This window comes from Corynebacterium anserum, from assembly GCF_014262665.1.
Lineage (GTDB): Bacteria > Actinomycetota > Actinomycetes > Mycobacteriales > Mycobacteriaceae > Corynebacterium > Corynebacterium anserum.
In genome coordinates, this window is record NZ_CP046883.1 from 1,505,429 (window position 1) to 1,527,627 (window position 22,199).

Below are 22,199 nucleotides of genomic sequence, written 5' to 3' on the forward strand. Positions count from 1 at the left end.
GGCAAGTTTCGATTCCTACCCCGAAAATCCCCACTTAATACCGAAAAGTGTTCATGACTTTCGCCACAATTAGATCGATTTTTCACGACCAATTGGGTCGGTTATATCCCCCGATGGCAGCCAACCCCACCATTGGTCAGGATCTACCGACTATTCGCACAGACAGCATTCCCCCGAGCGAACTACAGTTGAATGTATGCGTATCGCGATGCTGACAAAAGAGTACCCACCTGAAATCTACGGCGGCGCGGGAGTACACGTCACCGAACTCACCCGTTATATGCGTGAGCTGGAACATGTCGACGTTCACTGCATGGGAGCCCCCCGTGAGGAAGCCGATGTCTACGTCCACGGCGTGGATCCCGAGTTAGCGCAGGCCAATGCCTCCGTTCAGACGTTGTCTACCGGGTTGCGCATGGCACATGCTTTAGGAGACGTAGATGTTGTGCACTCCCATACGTGGTACACGGGGCTCGGTGGACATGTCGGCGCCCTACTTCGTGGCATACCCCACGTCGCAACAGCTCATTCTCTCGAGCCACATCGTCCATGGAAGCGGGAGCAATTAGGTGGCGGTTACGAAGTTTCTTCGTGGTCTGAAAAGAACACCATGGAATATGCCGATGCCGTCATCGCCGTATCTGCCAAGATGAAAGAAGCGATTCTCGATGCCTATCCGAGGATCGAACCTGATCGTATTCACGTGGTTCTCAACGGCATCGACTCGCACCTATGGCAGCCACGTCCTGTCTTTGCTGAAGCCAAGGAAGTCACCGGACGTTCTGTACTCGAAGAACTCGGTGTTGATAATTCCCGGCCGATTATCAGCTTCGTGGGCCGTATTACCCGCCAGAAGGGCGTGCCTCACCTGCTGAAAGCTATCAAGCACATGAACCCAGACATCCAGGTTATCCTATGCGCTGGCGCCCCAGACACGCCGGAAATCGATGCTGAAGTGACTGGCCTAGTTCACGAGCTCCAGGAAGAACGCGACGGCGTGTATTGGGTGAAGGAAATGCTGGACAAGAAGTATCTCCAGGAGATCCTCACTGCCTCTGATGCGTTTGTCTGTCCATCTATCTATGAACCTCTGGGCATTGTGAACTTGGAAGCTATGGCGTGCAGCACTGCTGTGATCGCCTCCGATGTGGGCGGCATCCCCGAGGTAGTTGTCGACGGCGCCACAGGCACCCTTGTTCACTACGATGAAAAAGATCCCGAGAGCTTCGAAAGACACCTCGCTGCAGCCACGAATGACCTCCTCAGCGACCCAGCACGGGTGAAGGCCTTCGGCGAGGCCGGACGCGAACGAGCCGTCACAACATTCTCTTGGGCCACCATCGCTCGACAAACCATCGATGTCTACCGCTCCCTAATGTAAATTTCGCTGGTACAAAAGAAGGCATGCCAACTTCCTTCAATTCTGAAAACCAGGCACAACCGCACAAGCAGCGCCCGGAACTTCACGTCACTGCCGAACTCGGTGTACTCGAAGCTCCTGCGGGCGCTGTTGTTGTCGACGGGAACCTTCACGTATTCCATCAATTCCGTCCGCGCGCTCATGAAGGCTCCCGATGGGCTCACCAAGTTGCCTCCGAGGTTCCTTATGATTGGGATGTTTGCGACGATGTGCTCACCCCTACCGACGATGAGCTGGACGTGCTGGCGGGTTCCGCTGTTGCTCTGTCTGATGATCCGAATTGCCCAGAGGAATCTCGTAACTCCGTCGAGTTGTTCTTCGTGACGTCGGCAGCCAAAAATAGTGAAGATAAGAATAGCCGCGCCTTGCTCGGCAACCGCATCCCCCACGGAGAGCGTGGTGCACGGAGTTTCACCGTCCAACGCGCGCTGATTCCTGATCTCAGTGAATTAGAGGACGTATCAGACGATCCTTCGCAGGCAGACCATCGCGTGGAGCGTCTCGGCCCCATTTCCATCGACGACAGCGCCTATCCTGTCAGTGATCTTGTGACCCCTTCCGTTGTATGGCACCGCGACAGCTGGCTGATGATCGCGTTATCTCTCGAGGGAGACACCGAGGCGCAGATCGTCAAACTTCGCTCGCAGGATCGGCAGAATTGGACTGTAAAGGGGGCACTGAAGATTTCCGATCACTCAGGCATGCCCAGTGGCCGCCCATTTGCCCCGCGCTTGATCTCCCTCAACGATGCTTCAACCGGGGAGCCACGCGACGTCCTTTTCATCACCTATCCAGGAGAAGATGGGGAATCTCACGAAGTTGTTGGTTATCTCGTGGGTCACTTACAAGACGATCACTTCGAAGTCACCACTCCATTTACAGTCTTTGATTACGGCCACGATTACACGCGGCCACGCCTCGCTCAAGCCTCGGAGCCGCTCATTTTCGGATTAGTGGGCGCGCACCCGGATTATGAGGGACAATGGGCCAATTGTTTGTCCTCACCGCGTTTTTTAAGCCTGGTTGATGGTCATCTTTATCAAGACATCGTGGGCACCCCCCGAGCGGTCAAGGGATATTCCGACCGCGCGTTAATTTGGACCGGGCAGCTAGACACCACCTCCGGCAAGGTCTGTGTGGATGCCCTAGACAGTGATGGACATCGGCTGGTTCGCGTAAGCCACGACGCCACCTCTGTCACCCTCACCCGTGACGACAATGACACTGTCACAGCGAAACTGAAAGAATCTGATTCCTCCACTCTCACCGTTTTCGTAGACGGCCCCGTCTGCGAAGTGTTTGCCGATGGTGGCGCTACTTCCCTCACGAGTGCCATTCCTGCCAGGGTCCCCGTGGCCGATGTCGATGTCACCGTCACCGGTGGGGCGAAGATTATTAACTCGATGGTTACGGTTGGCCAGGAGTTATTGCGCAGCCGCGCCGGCTTGGATTCCCCTGAGGAACAGGAGCGTTTCATGGCGGAGGCGCTAGTTGCGGATCGCGAAGTGGCCGAAGGGCTCATTGACGAGGAATAGCCATCCCTCTCGGAGTTCCCGTAGTCCGTGTGGCGGATGCACCGCGCGGCACGGTGGATGCGCTTCACAAGCTAAGCCACGCGTTTAGCTAATGCGCTTGAGACGGGTGATTGCAGCTCGCGCGGTCACCTGCATGGTGTGTGGTAGATCCGCAATGCGTTCTTGCAATACGTCCGGATGGATGTGTCGTGCAGAGGGACTCATCCCAATCTGGGCAGCGATGGATGCCTGATCGAGACTCATTGTGAACTCTACGATCTCCGAATCTCCAACTGGTTCAAGGTGACCAGATGCTTGTGCAATCATGCGATCCACCTTGCCCTTCTCCACGTCGATAATCCCCAAGGGCTCGCGCAGCTCGGAAAGGTGGCCAGCGTCCGCAGTGAGGACTACCACTTCTCCTTCAGGCTTGAGAATGCGAGCGAATTCGGCAGCGTTACGGGGTGCGAAGACAACCATGATGGTGTCCACGCTGGCGTCGCGTAAAGGAAGACGGGACCATGCATCAGCAACGACAGCTCCCACCCGAGGGTGAGCATTCGCCAGCCGTTTCGCTGCGGCGGTAGATACGTCAAGCCCGACGCCTCGGGAATTGTGAATGGTATCTAAAGCATGGGAGAGGTAGTACCCCGTACCAGCGCCTACCTCAACGATGCCAGGGTGAGCCTCATCTGCCACGCCAGCATCATCCAGCACTGCCTCTACGTGGGAGGTTACGGCCTCGACGAAAGGCGCGAAATGGCCACCGGACAGAAAAGTCTCGCGAGCCTCGATCATGGAAGCATCATCACCGGAATAGCGCAGACCAGTGCCTCCGGCAAGAGTCACATAGCCCTGGCGGGCTACGTCGTAGCTGTGGCCAGAGGCAGAGACCAGCGTACGCCACTGCTCATCGCCAGCGGAGAGGTCAGTCCCATCCACAGGATCTGCGAGCAGATCAATCACGTCAGAAAGCAACGTACACGCTCCTTAAGCGAGATATTGTCAAGACAAGAAACCAGTGTATGCGAATAACCGCGTCGCTACGGAATTAGCTCACGGATTTAGCTGCCACATAGGAAGCAAAGAAGCACAGCGCTCCTAACCACAAGCCCGCCACACAAGGTACTTATTCACAGTTGGCGCTAATTGGAGAGCCACTGCACCAGAGTGCGCGCCCCAAAACCGGTGCCCACTGGTGTGACCTCGTCATACGTCGATTCGGCGCGTCCCGGACCGGCAATGTCCAAGTGGATAAACGGGGTGTTGCGTGTGAAACGGCGCAAGAACATCGCCGCGGTGGTGGCTCCCGGCCCCTTCGGGGCTTGGCGAACATCAGCGACCTTAGAGTCAACCTCGTCCTCCAAATACTCAGGCATGGGCATTGGCCACCATCGTTCTCCAACAGCGGCTCCCCGGCGACTCACTTTAACCGCCCGCGACCATGTTGGAGCAAACACAGCTCCGGTCCGCAGGCCGAGAGCCACCTTCGCCGCGCCCGTGAGGGTGGCAATACTGACCACGGTCGAGGGCTTGAACTTCTTGCAACCATAGCTGATGGCATCTGCCAGCAACATACGTCCTTCTGCATCCGTATTAGACACCTCAGTAGTGATCCCGCCGTAGTGTTCAACCACATCTCCCGGCCGGTATGAGTTACCGTCCACCATGTTCTCGGCAGTCGGTATCAGCGCCACGATTTTCCTGTGTACCTGCTTCTGAGCAAGCAATCGGAAAGCTGCGATCACCGAAGCTCCGCCAGTCATGTCGGTTCGCATAGTGTCCATTCCAGCGGCTGGTTTGATACTCACGCCGCCCGTATCAAATGTCACGCCTTTCCCTACAAGCAACACGGTGCTACGTCGGCGCCTTTGACCGACACTTTCCGGATCCCACACCATATGAATCAACGCTGGCGGATGGGCAGAGCCTTGTCCAACAGCGAGAATCCCACCGAAGCCCTTGTCCTCTAGCCATGCAGTATCGCGGATTTTCACCTTCACACCCGCAATATCCTTGGCGACAGCCTTTGCCTGTTCAGCCAACCATTCCGGGGTCTTTACGTTGGAAGGCATATTGGCTAAATCACGACTCAGGCACGTGGCGGCCCCTAGAGCACTCCCTTCCTTAACCGCGGCAGCCATGATTTTCCTGTTCAATTCACTGGCCGCCACAATGTGTACATTGCGCACCCTTGCCGGACGTTTCTTATTGGTGGTTACAAAACTATGACCGCCCACAGTCAGCCCGATAGCCAAATCTCGCAAATTCCGGGCAGTTGTGGTCATAGGTAGAGCTATCTGAACGAGATGCCGCTTCGCCTTCACCGGATGTCCCGCTATGACAGTATTCAGACGACGGATCAACGCCGCCCCAGCTTCTCTCCAGCCCCCATCCTGGAAGTCCTCGCTGTCGTTGAGATCAATAAGCTGCCGTGGCGTATCCAAGACACCGAGCTCCCACACACCGTCGGAATTCAATTCGACGCCTGTAGCTCCCGGCACGATGGTGACGTCGATCACCTCGTTTCCTTCGACGCGAGAGGAAGTATCTCCATATGTCACTTCAACGACGGGCTGGGGAATACTTGGGGTTGGTGTCACTGTCGGTCTCCTCGTGCTTCGTTACGGGATTGTTCACTACGGGGCACTATGGGGCGGGTTACTGCCCCAACAGTTTTCGCCGGGCGTGCTCCTTGCTCTACCAGCTTCTGCTCATAGTCTTCCAGTTTGGCAGCAATTCGGCTGATATATTGGTCAACCTCATGTTGGTTATAGCCGCGAAGAGACTGAGTAAACCTCACGTTTTCCACTGAACCAGAGGAAATCTCGCCATCTTCCAACTGTGCGCGATGCTGTTCGGCGTAGGGATCAGTGCGGATCGAAGGTAGATCTTCACCTCTGCCAAAGACCTTGGCAAGCAAGTATGTCAGCAACGCTCCTACAAGAAGCGCCCCAACAAGAGACATGATCCAATACATACTGCTCTAATCTACTCGCATTCCATCCGCCCAATTTCTTCATCCAATTTCTCTGCCTCTGCCCATAGTTCGTCACGGCGTTGACGTAAATGATCAATCCGATGCTTGTGAGCATGCACGCAAATATCCACAACTTCCTGTGGATCATCGGTCACGAAGAAAAGTTCTGGATCTTCAGGGCTGATCATGCCTTCGTCTACCAGGCGGGTGCGAATCCAGTCCACCAGCCCACCCCAAAATTCCGAACCCACGAGGATAATCGGGAATTTCTGGATCTTCTCAGTCTGCACCATCACCAACGCCTCAAATAATTCGTCCAAAGTGCCGAAGCCACCGGGCAGGCACACAAAAGCTTGGGAGTACTTGAGGAACATGGTTTTTCTAACAAAGAAGTAACGGAAATTCAGCCCCACATCGACCCAGTGATTGAGGCATTGTTCCCTTGGTAACTCGATCCCCAGCCCAATAGACATCCCACCGGCCTCATGAGTTCCCCTGTTCGGCGCTTCCATAAGACCTGGACCACCACCTGTGATAGTGGCGTACCCTGCCTCAGAGATAAGACGACCCAGTTTGCGTCCCAGTTCATAATAAGGATGATCTTCTTTGACTCTGGCTGACCCAAAGACAGTAATAGCCTTTGGTATCTTCGCTAAGGCACTAAAACCATCCACGAATTCGGACTGAATGCGCATGACGCGCCAAGGATCTGTGTGAAGCCAATCAGTATTGGACTGCTCACCGAGCAGTCGCTGATCCGTAGTGGACTTCTGTTTATCCTTCAGTTGCTTTCCACGCAACATGACAGGGCCACGCAGGCTGAAGTCACGGTGCCGCTCATTCATTTCAGACATGTCGGTATGTGCCCTTTCTGTCTTTTTCATGCCACATAGACGCCCCTTATAGGAGTACTCCCACTGTGGTTCTTACTCTGTGGTTCTGATTACGGGCGCGCCGGTTCTCATTAACTCACCGTGCAGTGGTCACCTTTGTCGCTGCGATTCCGATTCGCACAACGTTACTCATTATGGCCCAAACCTTCTTCAGGAACCACAGCAGTGAATAAACGTTGAACCATTCGTAGTGAGTAAAAATTGAGAGGGCGGGAGGACTGACGGGGACTAGTGAGTCAGGTAATCCAATAATTGTTCGGACACAGTCTTGATCTGATCGATCGGACAGCGCTCATTCTTAGTGTGAGCCAATCCGGGATCACCAGATCCAAAATTCACCGCAGGAATGTTCAATTGGCTAAAGCAAGCAACATCCGTCCATCCAAACTTTGGCCCCACATTTCCACCAGTGGCCTTAACGAGCGCAGCCGCCGCAGGGCGGTCGAGACCAGGTAAAGCACCAGCGGCGGTGTCGTCGATCTCCAACGTGAAACCCTCCGCAGGATTGTCTGGAGTGCCGACACCCAACACTTGGAAGGTGTGATCGAGAGCCGCCTCCACGCTACGGTTTGGTGCGAAGCGGAAGTTTACAAAAGCCCAGGCCTCATCGGGGATAGTGTTTGTCGCCACACCGGATTCAGCGACAACAAAATTCAGCCCTTCCCGGTACACCAAACCGTCAATGTTTACGCAACGCGGTTCGTAGTCCGCCACCCGAACCATCACACGCGAGAGCTTATGAAGGGCATTGTCTCCTAACCAAGCACGCGCAGAGTGAGCTCTCTGCCCATGGGCGATGACTTTGATTCGCAATGTACCCTGGCAACCTGCCTCAATTTGTGCATTGGAAGGCTCCCCTAGTAAGGCCAAAGATCCCTCCAGAAGGTCCGGGTCGGACTTCACCAATTTATGCAGACCGTTGTAGCGCGTAGCAATCTCCTCACATTCGTAGAGAACCAGGGTGAGGTCTCGGGTTAATGCGTCGGAATTTGCCAACGTTGCAAACGCATGGATATAGCACGCAGCCCCAGACTTCATGTCCACGCTTCCTAGGCCAAAGAGAGTTTCCTCCCCTGTCCGCTCATCCACGCCGATGCGGGACGGGAGATTCTCAGCAGGAGGAACCGTATCGATGTGGCCACAGAGAATCACGCGATCGCCCAATCCTCGGTTGGTACGTGCAACGAGGGTATTGCCCCGTCGGGTCACCTCCACACCCTCTAGCTCTCGCAGTGCAGGCTCCAGGGCATCGGCAATGACTTTCTCTTGCTGAGACTCGGAGTAAATGTCCACCAAAGATGCAGTCAAAGCGACTGGGTCAGAAGTTAGATCTAGCCGAGTAGATCCGGTGAAGTGGCCGTAAGACTCAATATTTGGGTTGTTGACAGGAGTTTCTTGGTACTGGTTCACAGCGTTATCAGTCATCTCGGTTCCACTACTCAGGGCGGGGGTGCGCCCACGTACAAATTAGGGTGTGCGATCGGTTCCATCAAGGAAAGTACTTGTGCGACAATTCATATCATGACAACACCAACCGCCGAGACAGACGCGCAGCTTGGGCACGGTCTGAAAACTCGACACCTCACAATGATGGGCCTGGGCTCCGCTATTGGCGCCGGACTCTTCCTTGGCACGGGCGTAGGCATCCAAGCAGCCGGCCCTGCAGTTCTCCTCTCTTATATCGTCGCCGGAATCCTCGTCATCTTCGTCATGCGCATGCTCGGTGAAATGGCGGCGGCGCGTCCGGCTTCCGGAACTTTCGCCACCTATGGTCGCCAAGCCTTCGGTGACTGGGCAGGCTTCTCTCTTGGCTGGCTCTATTGGTTCATGCTCATCATGGTGATGGGCGCAGAAATCACTGGTGCTGGCGCGATTATGGGCTCATGGTTCGGCGTGGATGGTTGGATTCCTGGCCTCGTGGCCGTGGTGATCTTCACCATCGTCAATCTCTCTGCTGTCCGCGGATTCGGTGAGTTCGAATACTGGTTCGCTTTTATCAAGGTCGCCGTCATCATCATTTTCTTGTTAATTGGTTTCGGTCTACTTTTCGGGATTTTCCCCAACTATGACTCCCCAGGTCTGTCTCACTTCTCAAATTTCATGCCCAATGGCATTTCGGGTCTTGCAGTAGGGCTGCTGGCAGTCGCCTTCGCATTCGGCGGTATCGAAATTGTCACCATTGCCGCTGCAGAATCCGAGAAGCCTTCGGAATCCATCGCATCCGCTGTCAAGGCGGTTATTTGGCGTATTTCCCTGTTCTACTTGGGGTCTGTGTTCTTAATCTCCGCACTATTGCCTTATGAATCCTTGGGTGATGCCGAATCCGCTGCAGAATCTCCATTCACCCGCGTTCTCGCTCTCGCGAACATTCCTGGCGTGGTGACTTTCATGGAAGTCATCATCGTCATTGCTTTACTATCGGCTTTCAATGCACAAATCTACGCCACGTCCCGCCTCGTGTTCTCCTTCTCCAAACAGGGTTACGCACCCAAATTCTTCACGACGCTGAATTCTCACAAGGTGCCGATCCTTGCGGTGATTTCCTCTCTTCTCTTCGCGTTCATATCTGTTGCTCTGCAGATCTGGGGACCGCCAAATCTCATCAACATCTTGTTCAATGCGGTGGGCGGTTCGCTGCTGGTGATTTGGGCGATGATCACCCTGTCCTCGATCCGGCTACGTCCTCTCTACGAGCGCGAAGGTGTTCTGAAAATTCGCATGTGGGGGTACCCTGCCCTACCGTGGTTCACCTTCGTCATGGTCTGTGCGCTGGGCGTGCTGATGCTTTTCGACGAAGGCGCTCGAATGCAGGTCATCACCGTTGCTATTGTCTTCGCTGCCCTGTCTGTACTTGGCTTTGCCGTCGGTAAGGGGCGTAAGGAGCCTGTTTACGACGACACTTTGCACCGTTAAACCTATACAGACCGCTACGTTCCCCATCGCCGCCTGCGCTGCACGCTAGCTGAGTGATGTTTTCTCCGAGAGGTGGACTTTCTCCCCCCCTCGGAGATTTTTTGTGCTGGTCTTTCGGTAGAATCGCCGACTATGACTGCTGCTATTGGTAATGGATTTGCAACGTTAACCGCGGACGGAACCGTCCTCGACGTCTGGTTCAATGACTTCAACCTCGTAGATTCCGCTCCTTCCGAAACCGGCACCATGACTGTGGATGCCGCTGACTTGGGGCAAGAAGCTATTGACATCGTTGGCGAAGACGATGTCCGTGGTGTTACCCGGGTAGCGGTCCGCACCGTGATTTCTTCCTTAGACGATGCACCAGCCGACGCCTACGACGCCTACCTACGCCTACACCTCATCTCAGGCCGCAAGCTCCAGCCACACGGCTGTAATCTCGACGGCGTATTCGGCATCCTCACCAACGTTGTGTGGACCAACCACGGCCCTTGCCAGGTTGAAGGGTTCGAAAATACCCGCGCTCGCCTTCAAGCCCAGCGCGGCCCAGTGACTGTGTACTCCATCGATAAGTTCCCGCGCATGGTGGACTACGTTATTCCTACCGGGGTGCGTATTGGCGATGCCGACCGTGTCCGTCTCGGCGCGCATCTAGCCGAAGGAACGACGGTCATGCACGAGGGCTTCGTCAACTTCAACGCCGGCACCTTGGGCTCCTCGATGGTAGAGGGGCGAATTTCAGGTGGCGTGGTCGTGGGAGATGGCTCTGACGTCGGTGGTGGAGCATCGATCATGGGCACCCTCTCCGGAGGCGGCAAGCAGGTTATTTCCATCGGAGAAAAGTGCTTGTTGGGCGCTAATTCCGGCGTGGGAATTTCTCTCGGTGACAACGTGACCGTTGAAGCTGGTCTCTACATCACTTTTGGTACGAAGGTCACTGTCAAGGGCGCTGTTGCCGATGCCCTCGGTCAGGAAGATGGAGCCGTTGTCAAGGCAGCGGAGCTGTCCGGGGCCTCCAACATTCTGTTCCGTCGTCACTCAATCTCCGGCTCCGTCGAAGCAGTTCCTGCCAGCGGTGAGGGCGTAGAGCTCAACGAGGCGCTACACAAGAATTAAACGAGCGGAGGGGACAGCGAGCGAAGACGGGGCTCAATTTCGAACAGCTGACCCCCGCCCCGTGTCATCCCCTAGGCTCTGTCATCCCCCTAGGCACCAGTTTCCCATTGCGCAAGGCGCTTGGCCGCTGCCTCAATAGCTTCATCAGTGGCGGTCAGTCCGATACGGACGAAGTTCTTGCCTCGTGGGCCGTAGAAATCCCCTGGGGCGCAGAGAATTCCACGCTCAGCGAGGCGCTCTACTGTCTCACGGCCATCGCGCCCCTCAGTAGCCCAGAGGTACAGCCCCGCCTCTGAGTGTTCAATAGTGAATCCGGCCTGCTCCAATGCAGAGCGAAGTACCTCACGCCGTCTGCGGTAGAGCTCTTTCTGCAGCCGTTCATGGCCATCTTCTTCCAGGGCAGCAACCATTGCCGACTGAATCGGCCCCGGGTTCATCAGCCCGGCATGGCGTCGAATTTCTAGCAATTCCTGAATAAGAGCACCGTCTCCTGCTAGCCAACCAGCGCGGTATGAAGCCATGTTTGATGTCTTAGACAGTGAATGCACAGCGATGATATTGGTGAAATCACCATCACACACCTCCGGATCGAGAATGGAAACCGGAGGCTGTCCTTCCCAACCGAGCCCAAGGTAGCATTCATCAGAAATGATGATCACACCGCGTTCGCGCGCAAGCTGCACATACTTCTTCAAATGCTCCACCCCCAAAACCTGTCCGTGAGGGTTGGCCGGGGAGTTGAGGTAGATCAAAGCGGGGGTGTCCGGGCCGAGTTTCAGAATCGAGTCGCTGCGCACCACAGCCGCCCCCGCCAACTTGGCAGACACCTCGTATGTGGGGTACGCCAACTCTGGAATAACCACCGTGTGGTTCTCCCCCAGACCCAGCAAGGTCGGAAGCCACGCGATCGCTTCCTTCGTACCAATTACCGGCAGGACATCACGCTCAGCATTCACCCCCGTGACACCGAACCGGCGTTCCATCGCACCAACAATGGCGTCACGCAACCGCGGCGTACCTTTCGTCTGCGGATAACCTGGCGCGGCGGCGGATTCAGCCAAGGCGAGCTGAATCGTCGGTGCTACTGGGTCAATTGGTGTACCAACGGACAAGTCCACCATGCCGTCAGGGTAGGACTTAGCTTTCTTCGTGGCCTCGGCTAGGGAATCCCATGGAAAATCCGGGAGTCGATTGCCTACAGGTATGCGCTGCGCGGTCATAAAGTGTTGTTCTCTCGCCTGGGTGGTCTCAACCTTGGAGGTATGAAGAATGGCTATCTACGCCTGCGGTGGCAGATTCGCAATCAGTTCTGCGTCAAAGTCCTGCGGCCCCATCTTGGCTGCGCCACCTGGTGAACCGAGGTCATCGAAGAAGGCAGCATTGGCGTCATTGTATTCTTCCCATTCTTCCGGCACGTCATCTTCGTAGAAGATCGCCTCGACTGGGCACACCGGTTCGCAGGCGCCGCAGTCTACGCACTCATCTGGGTGAATATAAAGAGAGCGCTTACCCTCGTAGATGCAATCTACTGGGCATTCTTCCACGCATGCGCGGTCCATCACGTCAACACATGGCTGGGCAATGGTATAGGTCATTGTCGTCTACCGACCCTTCCCAAGTTGAAAATATATGAACAGATCTGTCTAGATTAAGAATATATCTGATCTTAGGCGAAAAGCCCTACTGTTTTAAGCTCACGCCCTATTGTTTCACCGCAGGGGCGTCAAAAGAAAACTGAGGTAATAGAGGCCACATTCCTCCGATAGCACCCGCGATCATCAGAGCGAGCGCCCAAATATTTCCCGCCACCAGCGTATCGCCTCCAAAAGGCAGCGTCGGCCACGCCGCAAGAACCACGAACCCAAAAATCCATACCCACACCGGGATACCCGCGACCATGCGGTTATTGGTCCATAGCAATGCGGTCTTGGTGATCGCCCGGTTCATAAAAAATGCGAATATCACGGTCCACGGCACAGGAATGCTGGCCTGCCCCAACGAGAGACGAGTTCCAATGTATAAAACGCTGATGAAAAGGCAGAACAACCCACCAATTGTTAACCAGGCGATGCCGGAAATACGTTCGGCGCGGGTGGTATCCCTGCGCACCTGCGATTTATTGGGATTACCCCAATCAGGCTCATCCGCCAACGAGTTGGCGTGCTCTCCTCCAGCATTAGAGTTCGATGCAGACGTACTCATAGTCTTTTAGTTCTCGCTCTCAATGGTCTCAGGGACGGGGGGGAACGTCACCGTGAAGCAACTCTTCAGCGAATCTCTGCGACACGCCTTCAGCAGTGTATCCAACCTCGTAACTCTCTGTGCTGATGATCGGCTGAGCGATGAGATTAGACAAGCACCACAACACTGGAGTTCCCGCGGGCACAGTACGCGCATGAGGGTTCACATCAGTCACCGTGCCATCGGCCACCCACACCTGTGTTGCATGAGCGGCCATAGCGCGTTGCTTCGCAGCAACATCCTCTCTACTACCGTGGAGGACGAAATCCACCTGCTCTGAATCCACCATGGCCACATCCCCTTCTCGCGGATAAGACCAGCCATCCGGAACAACTGCACCGTCCAAACCTGCGTACACTTTGGAGCGCTCAGTGACGGCCCATAAAATTTGTTTCACGCTGGGTAGCTGACCGCTGTTGACAGCAGCATGGGTGATGCGGTGTGCCCGAACATGATCGGGGTGCCCATACCCCCCGTCTGAACCGTAAGTAACCAGGATATCCGGCGTCAGCTCTTGTAACGTTGCCACGAGCTGTGCCGTTTGCACTGTCTTATTGTGTTCGTCATTTTCATTGGCAAATGCGTCAGGGCGCTGAATGGATGGAGTCCCAACCATCCCGGAATCGCGCCACGTTCCCACTCCTCCTAAGAGGTGCGGATCCTGTTCCAGCCCCAATGCGTCCAAGGCGCGCTGCAGCTCAGCGATGCGGTATCCACCGAGCATGCCATTGCCATCGGCTTGCAGGCTTTGATATTTTTCACCGATGACCTCACCTTCTTCGCCGAGCGTGCATGTCACCACGTGAACGCGCGCTCCTCGTCGGCGGGCATTGGCCAGCAACAGCCCCGTCCATATGGATTCATCATCCGGATGAGCGTGAATGGCCACTATGGTAATGCCGCCCAAATCAGCGCTGCTGCATAAATCCTGGCCTGTCAATGGCTCTCCTCCATTGGCTCGGCTGATAAGCTTTCTTTCTTTTTCCACCGTGGCGCCGTCGCCATGATTCCGCTCACGGGGTCTGTCTTCCATTGTCCCAGTGGCCCGCTTGGCCCTTCGAGCGATGGGCCCACCGCCACAATTTGGCGGTCTCTCACCAGTGGCACCAGTACGTTGGCTTGAGCAACTAGTGCGTTAATCTCTTCTCGCGCCTGCTGGAAGGACTCTGTGCCGCTTGCCATCCGGGCCATGAGTGCGCTGAGTTGCGTATCGCACAATCCAGTGATGTTTCCACTACTGTTTGGCCTCTGCGTCGATTGATCGGAGCTCTTATTGTCTCCCGTTCCACGACTAGTTGTCGAGGACTCAGGTGCTTCGTCGCTATCTTGCTGCGTCACAGGGGTTGTCGTAGATGTGGATGCGGTCGTAGACGCAGCCGCCGTATCGGTTGTGAGGCCGCTGGGTTGTTGAGATTCTTCCCGCATTGATTCTTTATTAGCGACGCAGTGAAATTGATTGAGATAATCCCCGATACTCCGGGGTGTCTTATACCAAGACACCACCGCATCTACGTCACCCGATGGAATATCCACGGAAAACAGCTCGGTGGGGTCTTTGACAACTGTCTTGGCAGCAATTCCCGCCTCATTTAATTGATCCACGATCATGCGCGCAGCAGAAAGAGATGGTGTGTCATCCGTTGGCACTGCCACGATGAGTGGAGCTTTAAGGTCAACATCGCCCAAGAAACGAGAAGCCCCGCCCTCATCACCAGTTTTTTTGCCAGACCGAGGAGTATTCCTCTGGGACCCTTTCTGAGAATCCTTTGCCTCCCCATCTTGAGCTGCTGTCATGCTTGTGCTCTCTGCGGTATTTTCCGCACTCTTGCCGTCCTGTGCACCGTTGACGTTGGTGTCGCCCGGACTGACGGTATCGGCACTGGCAGCGTCGCTGCTGGCAGTATCAGCACCGGCGTTATTTGCGGGATCCACATTCCGAGCAGCAGCCGGCTTGTTCTCGTCCTGTTGGTTGCTCGATACCCCTACGCCGTCTGTAGTGGCGTCAGCAACCAGCGATGGTTCGGTTGGTGCAACAGCGTCCGGTAAACCGGTAACAACCTTGGCAATCGCTCGGGTGTTGAGAGCTTCCACCACTCGTTGACGCTGCTTGAGGCTAGACATAGCCTTGCTTCTGGTGTTCAGCGCCAGACCGAGGTCTACTTGCCTCTCGACGGTACGATGGCTGACCTCTGGCAATTGACCCAAAGCCGTATCTGAGATAGCGGTAGGCCGGGACATCATCATTTGCAGCTGCCCAGTACGCATCATCTGTGTCGACGCAACAAGATCCGGCACAACTTCGAAAATGAGTTTATCTGTTGCGGCTGGAGTCTCGCCCCAGTAGCGATCATTGCGTCGAAGCTCCACACGTCCACGGTCTGCATCAACGGAGGTGACATTGAAAACCCCACCAGACGCGGCCAAGGAACCGTCCATCATCGTCGCAAACGGCCGAGCTTCGGAACGGTAAATGTGACTCGGAAGCAAGTGCCGGAAAAGTTCTTTCCATCCGGCGAATGGTTTACGGAACGTCACTTTAATAGCTCCGCCCCGCTCTGTGGTTATCGATTTAATCTGCCCATATGAAGCTACTTCCCGGGCTCCTGGCTCGTGAACAATGCGCTCCGCCAAATATTGAAAATCGGAGATGGACAACGGTGTACCATCCGACCACTGGGCGGCAGGGTTCAGCCTATATACAACTGTATTGGGGCTTTCCGGATTATCGGGGATGACCTCCGACAATAACTGAGAGTTCATCGTCCAGTCATCGCCAGAAGGCACAAAGGCACTCGGCAATGTGAGATCCGCAATAGCGGAAATCACCGGATTCATATTGCCCACAAGGTGCGGGTTAAGGTTGCCGCTAAAGGAATCCACACTGACGTTGACACGCAACTGATCGGCAGTAGGAGGGGCGGTCGGGAGTGTTGTCCCCGTTGTTTCGGCGGTGTCTTCCTCAACCGTTGGCGCATCACCCGGATTTGCCTGACACGCCACAAGCGCGGCAGCAATCACCGATGCCGACACCCCAGCACCCAGACGGCGTGTCATTGATGCCCTCAACGAATCGAAACGACGAACCACAGTAGAAGGACCTCCGGTGATAATTGCGGTTCACCCGAGCCCCACTCACAGAGTCAGGAGCCCCTCACCTGGTGCACACAAGGGGGGTGAACAGATCTGATGCTAGTACCAGCATCGGCGCCGCCACTAGCTAGGTTCCAGCTTATGACTTGCTAGCTTGATTGCGCTGTTTCTCGCGGGAACGTGCACGAGCACGTTCGGTGGCGTTCAGGATCACCTTGCGTACCCGAACCACATCCGGAGTAACCTCCACGCACTCATCGCTGCCACAGAACTCCATCGCCTCATCCAGAGAAAGCACATGTGCCTTGGAAAGTGTCACCGTGGCATCCGCGGTAGCAGAGCGCATGTTGGTAAGTTTCTTCTCCTTAGTAATGTTGATGTCCATGTCTTCATCACGGTTATTGGCGCCGACGACCATACCTTCATAGGCTTCCATGCCCGGTTCGACGAAGAAACTTCCACGATCCGCCAACTGAATCAAAGCATAAGCTGTAATCTGACCCGAGCGATCCGCAACCAACGACCCCGTGGCTCGATCCTTGATCTCACCAGCCCACGGTTGATACCCCGCGGAATAACTGTTGGCGATTCCCGTGCCGCGGGTTTCAGTCATAAAGACGGTTCGGAAACCAATGAGGCCTCGAGCTGGCACAGTAAAGTTCATACGGATCCAGCCAGAGCCCGTGTTATCCATCCCCTCCATGCGACCCTTGCGTGCCGCCATTAGCTGAGTAATAGCGCCGAGATGCTCTTCCGGCGCATCGATCACGAGGTGTTCGAATGGCTCATGGAGCGTACCGTCGATCGTGCGAGTAACCACTTGCGGCTTGCCGACAGTCAGCTCGAAACCTTCGCGACGCATAGTCTCCACCAACACGGACAATGCCATTTCGCCACGGCCTTGCACCTCCCAAGCGTCTGGGCGTTCAGTGGGCAATACTCGCAGAGATACGTTACCTATGAGCTCCTGATCCAAGCGAGCCTTCACCATGCGCGCGGTGAGCTTATCCCCGCCGCCTTTACCAGCCATGGGGGAAGTATTCACACCAATGGTCATCGAGATCGCTGGCTCATCGACAGTGATCCTCGGCAATGCCACCGGGTGTTCTGGATCAGCGAGTGTATCACCGATCATCACGTTGTCGATGCCTGAGATTGCCGCGATGTCACCTGCGATGACCTCATCTGCAGGAACTCGAGTCACTCCCACCGTGCGCAACAGCTCGGCAATCTTAGCCGTCTTGACGTGCTGATTGCCTTCATCGTCGTAGTGAATCCACGCCACCTGCTGGCCTTTACGCAGTTTGCCCGCGTGCACACGCACTAAACCGATGCGACCTAGGAAGGAGGATGAATCGAGGTTAGTGACGTGAGCTTGCAGAGGAGCATCCAACTCCGCGGAGGGCTCTGGCAGGGTATCATACAGAACGTCGAATAAAGGCTGCAGGTCCTCTGAGTCGGGCACGTTGCCGTTGCCTGGATTCTCTGTGGAGGCCTTCCCCTCACGACCAGAGGAATACAGCACTGGGAGATCTAGAAGTTTCTCGGCCGCCAGCGCAGCCTCGTCATCTTCAAGAGTGGAAGCCAATTCGAGCAGAAGGTCTTGGGCTTCTTCTACAACCTCGTCGATGCGGGCATCCGGGCGGTCGGTCTTGTTCACGCAAATAATCACGGGAAGCTTAGCCGCCAGGGCCTTACCCAAGACGAAGCGAGTCTGTGGAAGGGGTCCTTCAGAAGCATCGATCAGGAGAACGACTCCGTCCACCATGGACAAAGCGCGCTCTACTTCCCCGCCAAAGTCGGCGTGCCCGGGGGTGTCAATCACATTGATGATGAGATCCTGGCCGTCCTTGCCAGCGCCCTTGCGGCGAATCGCGGTGTTCTTGGCCAAGATGGTGATGCCCTTTTCCTTTTCCAGATCACCAGAATCCATGACGCGCTCTTGCACCTCACCATGTGAGTCAAAGGCGCCGGACTGCAGCAACATGGCATCCACCAGGGTGGTCTTTCCGTGGTCAACGTGAGCGACGATCGCTACGTTGCGAAATTCAGTCAAGGACACAGATCAAGTACTTCCTATAGAGAACTAGGGGCGAACGTTTCAAGACTACTCTCTCAGGCCGCAAATATCGCATTCAACAAGTAGCGACATCTACACCACCGAACCGGGGTCATCCTCGGGTTCTATCCCGAAAAGCAGGGACGAGCAGACTACGTGCACCGATCACCATGGAATGAAAAAAATTCAATCTTTTCTTTATTTTTTCTACAAGTTGTTTTAGTAGTGATAACGTATAGTCACGCCGACAAAATCTTCGTTGACAGAGTGACATCCGTGACGGATGTGACTATTGTTACAAACAATGAGTAGTCCTGCACTGCACAATGCTCGATCCTTAACGCCGAGCAGGGCTCACCCCAATGATTAATCAAGAGGAAATGAAAGGTTGACCGTGGCTATTTCCCGTCGTGCCTCTCGAGCCATCGCAGCGCTCACTACCACTCTCGCACTGTCTGTTCCAGCAACTCTGGCACCAGCATCCGCCAACCCACTAGTTGACAACCTGGGTCGCCCATCACCTGAGGTTCTTGCCCAGCTGGAGAAGATCTCCCCACAGCTGCCTGGTGAACTCGGTAGCGCCCTGGACAAGGTGATCGGTTTCATTCGCGGCGACGGCGAGCCTGGCGTCGATATTCCACAGAACGGCCCAGCGTTTACCCAGTTCGGATGGCCAACCATCGCCGGTAAGTGCATCGGCGGCAAGTCGAACGCGGTGGGCCTCGCTTCCGCCGTTCCTGGCCCAGCTCCGTTGCCATTGCCAGGCGTAAAGCCTGGACAAGTGAACTTCGTTTTCACCGCACTGGGTACCGGTACTGTTGCCAAGCAGCAGAACACCTCCATGAACGTCCACTGGGTCAATATCAACAACGCCAAGTATGGCTCCACCAAGCTGGGATACAACGGCATCAACCCTGAAGGCCCAGCGACTATCAACGGCGCTGCCGATACCGGCAATGGCACCGTTCTCGCCGTTCTCGAAGGCGGCGTGACGACGAACAACGAAAACGCAGCCCCATCTGACTGCAATTTCATCCCAACCGCTGCGATTATCAAGGTTGGGTAAAGGCGGCCAGCGCCTTCATGGCGTAGCCAATCCCCACACGTCAGACATAGAGGTCAGCTCTGGGTAGAGCGCGGGTTACTTTCGCCCGCGCTTTTTCCATGCCTCTGTAATGTCATCTTCTTCCCTCCCTCCGCACAGGCCTCAAATTTCCCTGTCGGCATCCTCGTTTCCACGCCTCTGCGCTTCGCCCCCACTAGCCGGAAAGTTCATTCCTCCTCCCTCCTTATCTTTTTGTTATGGTCGATCTTCACCCCATCAAGCAAGAAACTTTCGACATTCAAGCAAAAACAAATACCGACCCCAAAGGCATCATCCGTCCTGTTGATCATTACAACATCATGCAGGGGGCGCTTTATATGGCTCGGTCCGCGGATCACCCTCGCTTTCACTACTTGGAGTCGTGGCTCATCCCACCACTGGACATGCGTATAACCTGGTTTCATTTTCGCGACAACATAGCGCCTACCCAGGAGCTATATGTTGATGTTGCGCACATCGATAGCTCGGATCAACAGGTCTGGACAACGCGTGATCTCTACGTTGATGTCGTCACTCACCGAGGCGGAAGAATCCAGGTACTCGATCTCGACGAACTCGGAGCTGCCCTAGCAGAGGGATATATAGGCGTCGACGATGCAAACAGAGCGCTGAGAGCCAGCCAGAGAATCCTTGACGGTATCAACCTACATGGCAGCCTCCAGGGCTGGCTCGCACAAGAAGGCTATCAACTCGCCTGGCAATCCCCCATGTCAACGGCGAAAGAAACGTAAAACACAGCGGATCCTCAGCAACCCAAAGCCGCTGTGTGAGCCGAGTGAGGTCCAGCATATGCGCCGCCGGGACTCGAACCCGGACAATCCAACGAAATACTTGGCGGCACGTTAAACAGAAAACAGCCACTCCGCAACTGCCTTCTTCTTCACGCGGAAAGGCTTGCCAATTACATCCAACGCCTCCAACAAAATAGGCAGACAATTCGGCGGCCCCTGTCTGTCCATTGAAGTTAGCTCATCAGAGAACCTATCCAGACTGGACGGCTTTCTCACTAACATCGCTGACCTCTACATCCACGATCGGTAACCCAGCACGCTGAACACAAGTCTCTTCCCTCCAGACCCGGTGGAATGAAAAACTCCTGCTGATTCAGCTAGACGGCCCCTATCCTTTCGATGATCTAAGTCACCTCAACTATCCAGTATCTCAAAAGGATCGCTTAATTGAGCCCGCCACACTAAAACACTAGCGGTCACGCCCTCGTACCAGTGTCTGTTATCTGCAACACAGACTCTGGGCTCCGAAACCATCCAGGCCAAACGTGCGTCGGGGCGCAACGATACTTTTCAACCTAGACCAATTCCCGCCATCCGAATGCACGGATGGCGGGTTTTCATTGAATCTCTGTGGATTCGGATTCTGCTCTGCGGACTCTCTACGGACTTTCTGCGGGCTTTTGTCGACAATGCCCCCGCGCTGGGTGTAGTGGAGTGACCCGGCGCGGGGGCAAAAGGCCCACTGACCTGCTATGCGAGGATTTGTCGTCCCATGACCATACGACAGATTTGGTTCGTGCCCTCGTAGATTTGGGTGATCTTAGCGTCACGCATCATGCGCTCTAGAGGGAAGTCACGAGTGAAGCCATATCCACCCAAGAGCTGTACAGCATCCACAGTGACCTGCATGGCCACATCGGAAGCGAATGCCTTGGAACCCGCGGCAAGCAAACCGAGCTTCTCACCGTTTTCAGCCACTCCACGCTCAGCATTGGATGCTGCGGTGTAGATCATCAGACGAGCCGCATCGATCTTCATCTTCATGTCCGCGAGCATGAATTGCGTGTTCTGGAAGTCCGCAATGGCCTTGCCGAACTGCTTGCGCTCCTTGACGTATTCCACGGCGGCGTCAAATGCGCCCTGGGCAATACCCAACGCCTGAGCGCCAATGGTCGGACGGGTGTGGTCAAGAGTTTGCAGCGCCGTCTTGAAACCGGTGCCCTCTTCCCCGATCATGCGGGAGGCTGGCACACGGCAGTCTTCGAAGTACAGCTCAGCGGTGGGGGATCCCTTAATGCCCAACTTGTGCTCCAGGCCTCCTACACGGAACCCTGGGTCATCCTTGTGGACCATAAAGGCGGAGATTCCGCGAGCACCGGCCTCTGGGTCCGTGACCGCCATGACGGTGTACCACGTGGACTTGCCACCATTGGTGATGAAGCACTTGGAGCCGTTAATGACCCACTCATCGCCATCCTTGACAGCACGAGTTTTCATCGCCGCCGCATCGGAGCCTGCCTCGCGCTCGGTCAAGGCGTAGGACGCCATAGCGCCGTTGGCGATGTCCCCCAGAACTTCCTTCTTCAACTCGTCAGAGCCGTTAAGTATCAAGCCCATGGTTCCCAGCTTGTTCACCGCGGGGATAAGCGAGGAGGAACCACACACGCGGGCTACTTCCTCAATAACAATGACGGCAGCGAGAGAATCGCCACCTTGGCCACCGTATTCCTCTGGGATGTGGATCGCGTTAAATCCGGCCGCATTAAGTGCTTCTAGTGCTTCCTCAGGGAAACGCTCATTTTCGTCAACGTCTGATGCGTGAGGAGCAATTTCCTGTTCTGCCAGGCCCCGGATTGCCTCGCGCAGTTCAATGTACTCCTCCGGAAGGCGGAAGGGCTCAAAGTCTGGGTTGAATCCCATGATGATGAACAACCTTTCGTAGATATGTCGTGTCCCTGCGCAGCGCCCATGAAAACGCCCACACGGGTTAGGTATGAAATGTGAACTGTCCCTCAGTGTAGTCGGTTTGCGTCATAAGTCACCCTTCAACCGCGGACCAGGTGAGGCATTTCCGACGCCACCACTCCGACTACCGTGCGTATGCAGGAAGAAACCAGCACATCCGGTGGCACAAAAT

The 22,199-nt window shown here is 55.3% G+C and carries 18 protein-coding genes; 6 read left to right on the plus strand and 12 right to left on the minus strand.

The window, feature by feature from the left end:
• Positions 1 to 196 precede the first annotated feature (196 nt).
• Together glgA and GP473_RS06260 are read left to right on the plus strand one after the other, a co-directional pair.
• Complete coding sequence (glgA, locus tag GP473_RS06255) at positions 197 to 1,381, plus strand: glycogen synthase (RefSeq protein ID WP_186276730.1); 1,185 nt, start codon at positions 197 to 199, stop codon at positions 1,379 to 1,381.
• 23 nt (positions 1,382 to 1,404) lie between these two features.
• Positions 1,405 to 2,955 carry a glycoside hydrolase family 32 protein gene (locus GP473_RS06260; protein ID WP_185770066.1) on the plus strand — a complete coding sequence of 517 codons (1,551 nt, stop codon included), beginning with the start codon at positions 1,405 to 1,407 and terminating at the stop codon, positions 2,953 to 2,955.
• A gap of 84 nt (positions 2,956 to 3,039) precedes the next feature.
• Here the strand turns inward: GP473_RS06260 and GP473_RS06265 are convergent, their stop codons facing one another.
• From GP473_RS06265 to dapE, 5 genes are all read right to left on the minus strand, one after another.
• Complete coding sequence (locus GP473_RS06265; protein WP_185770067.1) at positions 3,040 to 3,912, minus strand: methyltransferase domain-containing protein; 873 nt, start codon at positions 3,910 to 3,912, stop codon at positions 3,040 to 3,042.
• Between the two features lie 167 nt (positions 3,913 to 4,079).
• On the minus strand, positions 4,080 to 5,537 hold the full coding sequence (locus tag GP473_RS06270) for a leucyl aminopeptidase family protein (protein WP_185770068.1): 1,458 nt from the start codon (positions 5,535 to 5,537) through the stop codon (positions 4,080 to 4,082).
• Positions 5,534 to 5,902, minus strand: a complete 369-nt coding sequence (locus GP473_RS06275) for a DivIVA domain-containing protein (RefSeq protein ID WP_185770069.1) — start codon at positions 5,900 to 5,902, stop codon at positions 5,534 to 5,536. The genes GP473_RS06270 and GP473_RS06275 overlap by 4 nt, the downstream gene beginning before the upstream one ends.
• A gap of 23 nt (positions 5,903 to 5,925) precedes the next feature.
• Complete coding sequence (locus tag GP473_RS06280) at positions 5,926 to 6,768, minus strand: LOG family protein (RefSeq protein WP_186276732.1); 843 nt, start codon at positions 6,766 to 6,768, stop codon at positions 5,926 to 5,928.
• A gap of 267 nt (positions 6,769 to 7,035) precedes the next feature.
• Positions 7,036 to 8,232, minus strand: a complete 1,197-nt coding sequence (dapE, locus tag GP473_RS06285; RefSeq protein ID WP_185770071.1) for a succinyl-diaminopimelate desuccinylase — start codon at positions 8,230 to 8,232, stop codon at positions 7,036 to 7,038.
• Positions 8,233 to 8,328: 96 nt separating this feature from the next.
• On the opposite strand from dapE, the gene GP473_RS06290 reads away from it, so the two are divergent.
• Entirely contained in the window at positions 8,329 to 9,720 is a 1,392-nt protein-coding gene (locus tag GP473_RS06290) for an amino acid permease (RefSeq protein ID WP_185770072.1), read from the plus strand.
• A gap of 132 nt (positions 9,721 to 9,852) precedes the next feature.
• Positions 9,853 to 10,836: a 2,3,4,5-tetrahydropyridine-2,6-dicarboxylate N-succinyltransferase gene (dapD, locus tag GP473_RS06295; protein ID WP_185770073.1), complete on the plus strand. Its 984-nt coding sequence runs from the start codon at positions 9,853 to 9,855 to the stop codon at positions 10,834 to 10,836.
• A gap of 89 nt (positions 10,837 to 10,925) precedes the next feature.
• Here the strand turns inward: dapD and dapC are convergent, their stop codons facing one another.
• The 6 genes from dapC to typA form a co-directional block, all read right to left on the minus strand.
• Positions 10,926 to 12,056, minus strand: coding sequence for a succinyldiaminopimelate transaminase (gene dapC, locus GP473_RS06300; RefSeq protein WP_185770074.1), 1,131 nt, complete (start codon positions 12,054 to 12,056; stop codon positions 10,926 to 10,928).
• Positions 12,057 to 12,113: 57 nt separating this feature from the next.
• The gene (gene fdxA / locus GP473_RS06305; protein ID WP_185770075.1) at positions 12,114 to 12,431 is read right to left on the minus strand and encodes a ferredoxin; all 318 of its coding nucleotides are present in this window, start codon (positions 12,429 to 12,431) and stop codon (positions 12,114 to 12,116) included.
• A 106-nt stretch (positions 12,432 to 12,537) separates the two neighbouring features.
• The gene (locus GP473_RS06310; RefSeq protein ID WP_185770076.1) at positions 12,538 to 13,038 is read right to left on the minus strand and encodes a hypothetical protein; all 501 of its coding nucleotides are present in this window, start codon (positions 13,036 to 13,038) and stop codon (positions 12,538 to 12,540) included.
• A gap of 28 nt (positions 13,039 to 13,066) precedes the next feature.
• The gene (gene mshB, locus GP473_RS06315; RefSeq protein WP_246394719.1) at positions 13,067 to 14,017 is read right to left on the minus strand and encodes an N-acetyl-1-D-myo-inositol-2-amino-2-deoxy-alpha-D-glucopyranoside deacetylase; all 951 of its coding nucleotides are present in this window, start codon (positions 14,015 to 14,017) and stop codon (positions 13,067 to 13,069) included.
• Positions 14,014 to 16,131 carry an ABC transporter substrate-binding protein gene (locus GP473_RS06320; protein ID WP_185770078.1) on the minus strand — a complete coding sequence of 706 codons (2,118 nt, stop codon included), beginning with the start codon at positions 16,129 to 16,131 and terminating at the stop codon, positions 14,014 to 14,016. The genes mshB and GP473_RS06320 overlap by 4 nt, the downstream gene beginning before the upstream one ends.
• 175 nt (positions 16,132 to 16,306) lie before the next feature.
• On the minus strand, positions 16,307 to 18,229 hold the full coding sequence (typA, locus tag GP473_RS06325; RefSeq protein WP_186276734.1) for a translational GTPase TypA: 1,923 nt from the start codon (positions 18,227 to 18,229) through the stop codon (positions 16,307 to 16,309).
• Positions 18,230 to 18,620: 391 nt separating this feature from the next.
• Here typA and GP473_RS06330 point away from each other — a divergent pair, with 391 nt between their 5' ends.
• On the plus strand, positions 18,621 to 19,292 hold the full coding sequence (locus GP473_RS06330) for an Rv1157c family protein (protein ID WP_185770080.1): 672 nt from the start codon (positions 18,621 to 18,623) through the stop codon (positions 19,290 to 19,292).
• A 236-nt stretch (positions 19,293 to 19,528) separates the two neighbouring features.
• On the plus strand, positions 19,529 to 20,062 hold the full coding sequence (locus tag GP473_RS06335) for a ribonuclease FAU-1 family protein (RefSeq protein WP_185770081.1): 534 nt from the start codon (positions 19,529 to 19,531) through the stop codon (positions 20,060 to 20,062).
• 750 nt (positions 20,063 to 20,812) lie between these two features.
• Here the strand turns inward: GP473_RS06335 and GP473_RS06340 are convergent.
• On the minus strand, positions 20,813 to 21,982 hold the full coding sequence (locus GP473_RS06340; RefSeq protein ID WP_185770082.1) for an acyl-CoA dehydrogenase family protein: 1,170 nt from the start codon (positions 21,980 to 21,982) through the stop codon (positions 20,813 to 20,815).
• Positions 21,983 to 22,199: the final 217 nt, after the last annotated feature.